The organism is Caulobacter sp. D5, assembly GCF_003185805.1.
Lineage (GTDB): Bacteria > Pseudomonadota > Alphaproteobacteria > Caulobacterales > Caulobacteraceae > Caulobacter.
In genome coordinates, this window is sequence record NZ_QHJY01000445.1 from 1 (window position 1) to 7,324 (window position 7,324).

Annotated in this window: 7 protein-coding genes; 4 read left to right on the top strand and 3 right to left on the bottom strand. The window is 68.9% G+C overall.

The features are described from left to right. From DMC18_RS23225 to DMC18_RS23240, 4 genes are all read left to right on the top strand, one after another. Positions 1 to 743: thiamine pyrophosphate-dependent enzyme (locus tag DMC18_RS23225; protein ID WP_233248267.1), on the top strand; the 743-nt coding region annotated here is incomplete at its 5' end. 3 nt (positions 744 to 746) lie between these two features. Continuing rightward, entirely contained in the window at positions 747 to 1,646 is a 900-nt protein-coding gene (iolE, locus tag DMC18_RS23230) for a myo-inosose-2 dehydratase (RefSeq protein WP_110120395.1), read from the top strand. Next, entirely contained in the window at positions 1,643 to 2,452 is an 810-nt protein-coding gene (iolB, locus tag DMC18_RS23235) for a 5-deoxy-glucuronate isomerase (RefSeq protein WP_199228502.1), read from the top strand. Before iolE ends, iolB begins: the two co-directional genes overlap by 4 nt. Positions 2,453 to 2,478: 26 nt before the next feature. Further along, on the top strand, positions 2,479 to 3,981 hold the full coding sequence (locus DMC18_RS23240) for a CoA-acylating methylmalonate-semialdehyde dehydrogenase (protein WP_199228503.1): 1,503 nt from the start codon (positions 2,479 to 2,481) through the stop codon (positions 3,979 to 3,981). Between the two features lie 144 nt (positions 3,982 to 4,125). On the opposite strand, the gene DMC18_RS23245 is transcribed toward DMC18_RS23240, so the two are convergent. From DMC18_RS23245 to DMC18_RS23255, 3 genes are all read right to left on the bottom strand, one after another. Then, positions 4,126 to 5,154, bottom strand: a complete 1,029-nt coding sequence (locus DMC18_RS23245; RefSeq protein WP_233245268.1) for a glycoside hydrolase family 43 — start codon at positions 5,152 to 5,154, stop codon at positions 4,126 to 4,128. Then, entirely contained in the window at positions 5,151 to 6,089 is a 939-nt protein-coding gene (locus DMC18_RS23250; protein ID WP_110120399.1) for a family 43 glycosylhydrolase, read from the bottom strand. Before DMC18_RS23250 ends, DMC18_RS23245 begins: the two co-directional genes overlap by 4 nt. Before the next feature lie 56 nt (positions 6,090 to 6,145). After that, positions 6,146 to 7,324: beta-galactosidase domain 4-containing protein (locus tag DMC18_RS23255; RefSeq protein WP_233248268.1), on the bottom strand; the 1,179-nt coding region annotated here is incomplete at its 5' end.

Below are 7,324 nucleotides of genomic sequence, written 5' to 3' on the forward strand. Positions count from 1 at the left end.
CCGAGGCGACCGGCGGCGTCGCCGGCTGGAACGCGATCTTCGACGCCGTGACGGCGGCCGACGACCGGCCGCTGCCGACCGACGCCCAGGTGCTGGGCGCGGTCTGGCGGGCCTCGTCCGACGACAGCGTCGTGGTCTGCGCCGCGGGCGGCCTGCCGGGCGAGCTGCACAAGCTTTGGCGCACCCGCCGGCCCGGCGGCTACCACGTCGAATACGGCTTCTCGTGCATGGGCTACGAGATCGCCGGCGCCGTCGGGGTGAAGATGGCCGCGCCGGACCGCGAGGTCCACGTGATGGTCGGCGACGGCAGCTATCTGATGCTCAATTCCGAGCTAGCCACCTCGGTGATGCTGGGCGCCAAGTTGATCGTCACCGTGCTCGACAATCGCGGCTTCGGCTGCATCAACCGCCTGCAAGCCGCCACCGGCGGGGCGGCGTTCAACAACCTGCTGGCCGACACGGTCCACGAGACCCTGCCCGACATCGACTTCGCCGCCCATGCCGCGAGCCTCGGCGCGCGGTCGGAGAAGGTGGCCAGCCTGACCGAACTGGAAGCCGCGCTGCAACGCGCCAAGGCCAGTGACAGCACCTATGTCGTGGTCATCGACACCGACCCGGGGCCCACTACGCCGGGCGGCGCCTGGTGGGACGTGGCCGTGCCAGAGGTCTCGGTGCGCCCGGCCGTCAACGCGGCCCGCGCCGACTACGAAGACAAGATCAAGCAGCAGCGTACAGGGGACTGACCCATGACCATCCGTTTCGGCGTGAGCCCCATCGCCTGGATCAACGACGACATGCCCGAACTTGGCGGCGACACTCCGCTGGAAAGCGTGCTGGCCGACTGCCAGGCCATCGGCTTTTCCGGCGTCGAGCTGGGCGGCGTGTTTCCGCGCGATCCGGCGGTGCTGAAGCCGCTGCTCGACCGCTACGGCCTCGACCTCGTCGGCGGCTGGTACAGCGGCAATCTTCTGGTGCAGTCGGCGGAGGACGAGATCGCGGCGCTGCAACCGCACCTGTCGCTGCTGAAGGCCATGGGGTGCACGGTCTTCGTCCATGCCGAGACCAGCAACGCCATCCACGGCGACCGCTCACAGGCCCTGTCCGCCACCCCGCGCCTCGACGCCGAGGGCTGGAAGGAGTTCGGCGCTCGCCTGACGCAGGTGGCCGACTATATCCAGGCTCAGGGCCTGAAGTTCGCCTATCACCATCACCTGGGCACCGTCGTCGAGCGTCCCGAGGATCTGGACGCCTTCCTGGCCAACACCGGCCCGTCGGTCGGTCTGACCGTCGATACTGGTCATGCGGCGCTGGGCGGTCTCGATCCCGTCTCGATCATCCGCAGCCACCCCGAACGCGTCGCCCACGTCCATTGCAAGGACATCCGGGGCGAGGTGTTCAGCAAGGTGATCGGCCAGGACGGCGGCAGCTTCCTCGAAGGTGTGCTGGCCGGCATGTTCACCGTGCCGGGCGACGGCTCGCTCGACTACGCCGCCGTCATGCAGGCTCTCGCTGAAATCGACTATTCCGGCTGGATCATCGTCGAGGCCGAGCAGGATCCGGCCATCGCCAATCCCCGCCAGTACGGCGAGATCGGCCTGGCCACGCTGAAACGCGAAGCGGCTTCGGCGGGCTTGAGGGCGGCGTGATGAGCACGCTGCTCGTCCGTCCCCACGCGCCCGACGCCGACGGATCGGTCCTTGAGGTCACGCCGCAAAGCGCCGGCTGGAGCCATGTCGGTTTCCGGGTGATCAAGCTGGCCGCTGGCGACACCTTCGACGGCGTCGAGCCCGACCGTGAGACCTGCATCGTGGTCATGAGCGGCGCCGCCGAGGTCAGCACCGAGGGCGTCGCCTTCGGCCGGATCGGCGGCCGCGCCAGCGTGTTCGAGGACAAGGCCCCTGGCGCGGTCTACGTCCCCGCCGGCGCCGCCTACGGGGTCGTCGCCATGAGCGATGTCGAACTGGCCCTGTGCTCCGCGCCCGGCAAGTCCGGCGGCCAGGCCCGGCTGATCGCCGAGGCCGACATGCCGCGCGAGGTGCGGGGGCAGGGGACCAACGTCCGCCACGTCCGCAACATCCTGCCCGAGACCGCGCCGGCCGACGGCCTGCTGGTGGTCGAGGTGATCACTCCGGGCGGCCACTGGTCCAGCTATCCGCCGCACAAGCACGACACCGCCAGCGAAGGCGAGGAGACGGCGCTGGAGGAGACCTACTATCACCGCCTGAACCCGCCGCAGGGCTTCGCCTTCCAGCGCGTCTATACCGACGACCGCAGCCTCGACGAGACGGTCTGCGTGCAGGACGGCGACGTGGTCATGGTGCCGCGCGGCTATCACCCGGTCGGGGCCCCGCACGGCTACGACCTCTATTATCTCAACGTCATGGCCGGCCCGCACCGGAAGTGGATCTTCCGCAACGACCCGGCCCACGACTGGATCGTGCGCAAGCCATGATCCTCGGCGACATCGACAAGGAGCGCTTGATGCGCAGCATTCCCCACTTCGTCGGCGGCGCCGCCGTCGATGGCGCCTCCGGCCGTTTCGGCGAGGTCTTCGATCCCAACACCGGCAAGGTGCAGGCCCGCGTCGCCCTCGCTTCCGCCGAAGAGCTGAACGCCGCCATCGCCGACGCCAAGGCCGCCCAGCCGGCCTGGGCCGCGACCAATCCCCAGCGCCGCGCGCGGGTGATGTTCGAGTTCAAGCGCCTGCTGGAAATCCACATGGAGGAGCTGGCCCACCTGCTATCGTCCGAGCACGGCAAGGTCATCGCCGACAGCAAGGGCGACATTCAACGTGGCCTGGAAGTCATCGAGTTCGCTTGCGGAATTCCTCACCTGCTGAAAGGCGAATACACGCAAGGCGCCGGTCCCGGCATCGACGTCTATTCGATGCGCCAGCCGCTGGGCGTGGTCGCGGGCATCACTCCGTTCAACTTCCCGGCCATGATCCCGATGTGGATGTTCGGTCCGGCCATCGCCTGCGGCAACGCCTTCATCCTCAAGCCTTCCGAGCGCGATCCGTCCGTGCCGGTGCGCCTGGCCGAACTGATGATCAAGGCCGGCCTGCCGCCGGGCGTTCTCAACGTCGTCCAGGGCGACAAGGACTGCGTCGAGGCCATCCTCGACCATCCGGACATCAAGGCCGTCAGCTTCGTGGGCAGCTCCGACATCGCCCAGTCGGTGTTCCATCGCGCCGGTGCGGCCGGCAAGCGAGTCCAGGCCATGGGCGGCGCCAAGAACCACGGGGTCGTGCTGCCTGACGCCGATCTCGACCAGGCCACCGCCGACATCATCGGCGCGGCCTACGGCTCGGCGGGCGAGCGCTGTATGGCCCTGCCGGTGGTTGTGCCCGTGGGCGAAAAGACCGCCGTCGCCCTGCGCGAGAAGCTGGTGGCTGCGATCGGCTCCCTGCGTGTCGGCGTCAGCACCGACAAGGACGCCCATTACGGCCCGGTGGTCAGCGCCGCCCACAAGGCGCGGATTGAAAGCTACATCCAGCTGGGCGTCGACGAGGGCGCGGAGCTGGTCGTCGACGGTCGCGGCTTCGCCCTGCAAGGCCACGAGGATGGCTTCTTCGTCGGTCCGACCCTGTTCGACCACGTCAAGCCGACCAGCCGCTCCTATCAGGACGAGATCTTCGGGCCGGTGCTGCAGATGGTCCGCGCGCAGAGTCTGGAGGAGGGGATCCATCTGGCCTCGCGCCACCAGTACGGCAACGGCGTGGCCATCTTCACCCGCAACGGCGACGCCGCGCGCGAGTTCGCCGACCAGGTGGAGGTCGGCATGGTCGGGATCAACGTGCCGATCCCGGTGCCGGTGGCCTATCACAGCTTCGGCGGCTGGAAGCGTTCAGGCTTCGGCGACCTCAACCAGTACGGCCTGGACGGCGTGCGCTTCTACACCCGCACCAAGACCGTCACCCAGCGCTGGCCCAAGGGCGGCGCGGTGCTCGACCAGAGCTTCGTCATTCCGACGATGCGGTGAGGTGGGGCTCATCCCCAACCACACTGTGTGGTCCTCGTCCTTCGACAAGCTCAGGATGAGGACCCTTGCAGACTGCGGCGCTTGAAAAACCTCATTCTGAGCCTGTCGAAAGACGAGGTTTTCGCTCGGTCGTCGCCGACCCCGCTACCGACGCGGCGGCCGTAGCCGGAACTTCACCGGCGCGTCACGGTCTACCGCCAGGCGGCCCCCGACGAGCTTGAGCTCCGCCACCTGGATGACCGTCCTCTGCTTCCAGTAGGGATCGTCCTTCGCTTCCGGCTCGGCGCCCTGGTGCACGAAATAGTAGATGAAGGCGCGCCCGCCGCTGACGACCACGTCAGGATGTTGGCCGATGCCGCGGTCGGTCGGCAGCGCGCCTGGGGTCTGTAGCAGCCGATCGGCCTGCTCTGTCCAGTGCAGCCCATCCTTGGACTGCAGCACCAGCAGGCCCTTCCAGACGTCGGCGATCAGCCACCAGCGTCCCTTGAACCGGAAGACCTTGGGCCCCTCGGCCGCACCCTTGGTGACGTCGCCTTCCGGGGCGGGCGTCCAGGTCTTGAGGTCCTGGCTGTCGACGGCCTTGAGGCGGGTCTTGGGCCGAGAGTCCCGATAATACAGGCGATAGCGGTCCTTCAGCCGCACGACCGAGGCGTCGATGACCAGGTCGGAGCCCAGGTCGAGCGTCTCGCCGCAGGTCCAGTCGGAAAGGTCGGCGCTGGTCAGGTGCACGATCTTCGTCGTCGCGCCGGGCTCGCCCCAGCGGTGATGAACGCCGGGCACTATGGTGAGCCACAGGTGGTAGACGCCCTGCTCGTAGAACAGCTCCGGCGCCCACAGGGTCACGCCCGTGCAGGCCTGCGGGAAGGTCGCGGTTCCCTTGTGGCGCCAGGTCACGCCATCCGCCGAGGTCGCGACGCCGATCGGGGTGGCGTGCACCCAGGCGACGTCGGCCTGATCGGGCAGACGCAGGGTGGCGCGCCGGTTGGTGTAGAACATCGTCCACAGATGCGCCGCGCGGTCCCAGACGATCGACACGTCGGCCGCGCCGTCGAGCACCGGATCCCGGTAGAGCGGCTTGGGCGCCGTCTGCGCCGCCGCCAGGCCGGGCGAGAGAAGGCCAAGCAGCAGGGCCGCGATCAGCGCTCGGTACGGACGTCGCGCCTTGCCCTTCATGGCGCTTTCTTCCCGGGGCGCACCTCCACGATCGCGCCGTCGGGACCGTAGGTCAGCGGCTCGATGGCGATCGCGCGGCGGTGGTCGCCGCCGCCGGGCAGCAGGTTGTCGTGATAGAAGAACCAGGTCCTGCCCTTGTCCTGCAGGATGGCCTGGTGGTTGGTCGAGATCTTCAGGTAGTCGAAGATCACGCCGCGATAGGCGTAGGGGCCCAGCGGCGTCTTCGAGGTCGCATAGACGATCTGGCCCGGCCAGCCGGTCGAGAAGCTGAAGTAGTAGAGGCCCTTGCGCTTGTGCAGGAACGGAGCCTCTCCGTATTTCTTCTTCGGATCGTCGGTGGGAAAGCCGGTGACGACGATGTCCTGGATCGGGCCGGCCAGGCTCTTCATGTCCTTGCCCAGCTTGACGATCTTCGGCACGCGGGTGCCGAACAGCATGTAGGCCTGACCGTCGTCGTCGATCAGCACCTGCGGGTCGATCGGCTCGGCGCCGGCGTTGGCGTCGCGGGCCTTATCGACCAGCGGCGCGCCGATGGCGTCGACGAACGGCCCCTCCGGACGGTCGGCCACCGCCACCCCGATCTTGTCGCCGCCGACGGGGGCGTAGAAGTAGTACTTGCCGTCGCGATAGGCCGCCTCGGGCGCCCAGGCCTTGGCGTCGGGCTTGGCCCATTTGAAAACCGTGACCCCCAGGAACGCGCCGCCGTCCTTCCAGGTCTTGAGGTCCTTGGAGGTGTAGAGCCGCCAGGTCGTCGAGTCCCAGTACTTGCCCGAGTTGGAGGCGTCGTCGGTGGCGTAGAGGTAGTAGCCGCCCTTGAAGGCGTGCGGCGACGGGTCGGCGTTGAAGCGCGGGCTGATCGGTTCGCCGGCCAGGGCGGCGCTGGCGAGCACCGATCCGGCCAGTAGGACGGCGAGCGAGAGGGCGAGACGCTTCATGGGGAACTCCTTGGACTCGCCGGCTTTGGCAATCGGGGCGATGGTCATGCGGACGGCTATTGCGGCGGCGTGGCTTCGGCGGGATGGGCCTTGTCGGGCGTCGTCCCGTCGCCGCTGAACGGCTCGAGGCGGAAGCCGACCCGGGTGGGCTCCAGCCGCGTGCGGTACTTCATGTGCGGCAGGCCAAAGCCGTTCCAGGTGGTGTCGCCGCCGATCCCCCACTGGGCGGCGTCGACCAGCAGGGTTCCGTCGCCGTGGGGCACGATGTCGGTGGACTTCCAGGTCCCCGGCGGGCGGCGGTAGAGGTCCTCGTAGGGGAAGGCCAAGGCGGTGGTCATCAGCGGCTTGTCGCCGGCGACCCGCAGGCCCCGTCCGCTGCCTGACAGCTCCAGCCAGCGGACGTCGATCTTGTTGCCGGTGTCCTGGGGGCGCATGTAGTCGTGGTTCTGGTCGGCCACCGCGCCCCGCCACAGGCCGATCGGGGCCGAGGTGTAGCGGTCGACATAGGTCTCGTGCGGGCCGCGACCGTACCACTCGACGGTCTTGAGGCTCGAGGGGACCGTGAACCACAGGCCCACGCGCACGGGGGGCGGCAGATCGTCCTTCAGCGGGGTGAGGTCGCCGGTCACCGCCACCGAGCCGTCGCCGGCCATGGTGTAGCTGGTGACGAAACTCGCCGCGCCGGCGCCCAGTCCATAGGTCACGATCACCTCGGCGCCGTCGGCCGTGACGCGAGCGGCCACCGAGCGCAGCTGGCGCTGCTGGGTCATCACCTGCCAGGGGCGCTGCTGGGCAGACAGGCCGGTGCCGGCGTCGTTGTCGGTCTCGGCCCGGAAGAAGTTCGGCTGGCCGCCCTTGGCTAGGACGACGCTGTCCTTGGTATAGGCGGCGACGAGGCCGGTCGTGCGATCGATCTTCAGCGTGGCGCCGGCCGCCGACAGGGTGACGGCGTCCTTGCTGTCCGCGAGCGTAACCGCGCCTGGCCGGGCGATGGCCGGTTTGGCCGAGACGGAAACGGCGAACTGCTCCCAGCCCACGACGAAGCCGGACGGGGTCATCGGCACGGCGCCCGCCTTGGCCTTGGCGCGGACGGTGACGAGGTACTCGACGCCCGGCTTGGGCCCCATCGCCGGCAGCGGCAGGGTGATGGTCTCGATGCCGCGAGCCTTGGTGGTCAAGGCCGGCAGGGCGCCCGAGGCGACCTCGATCCCGTCGCCCTCCAGCACCCACTCGAA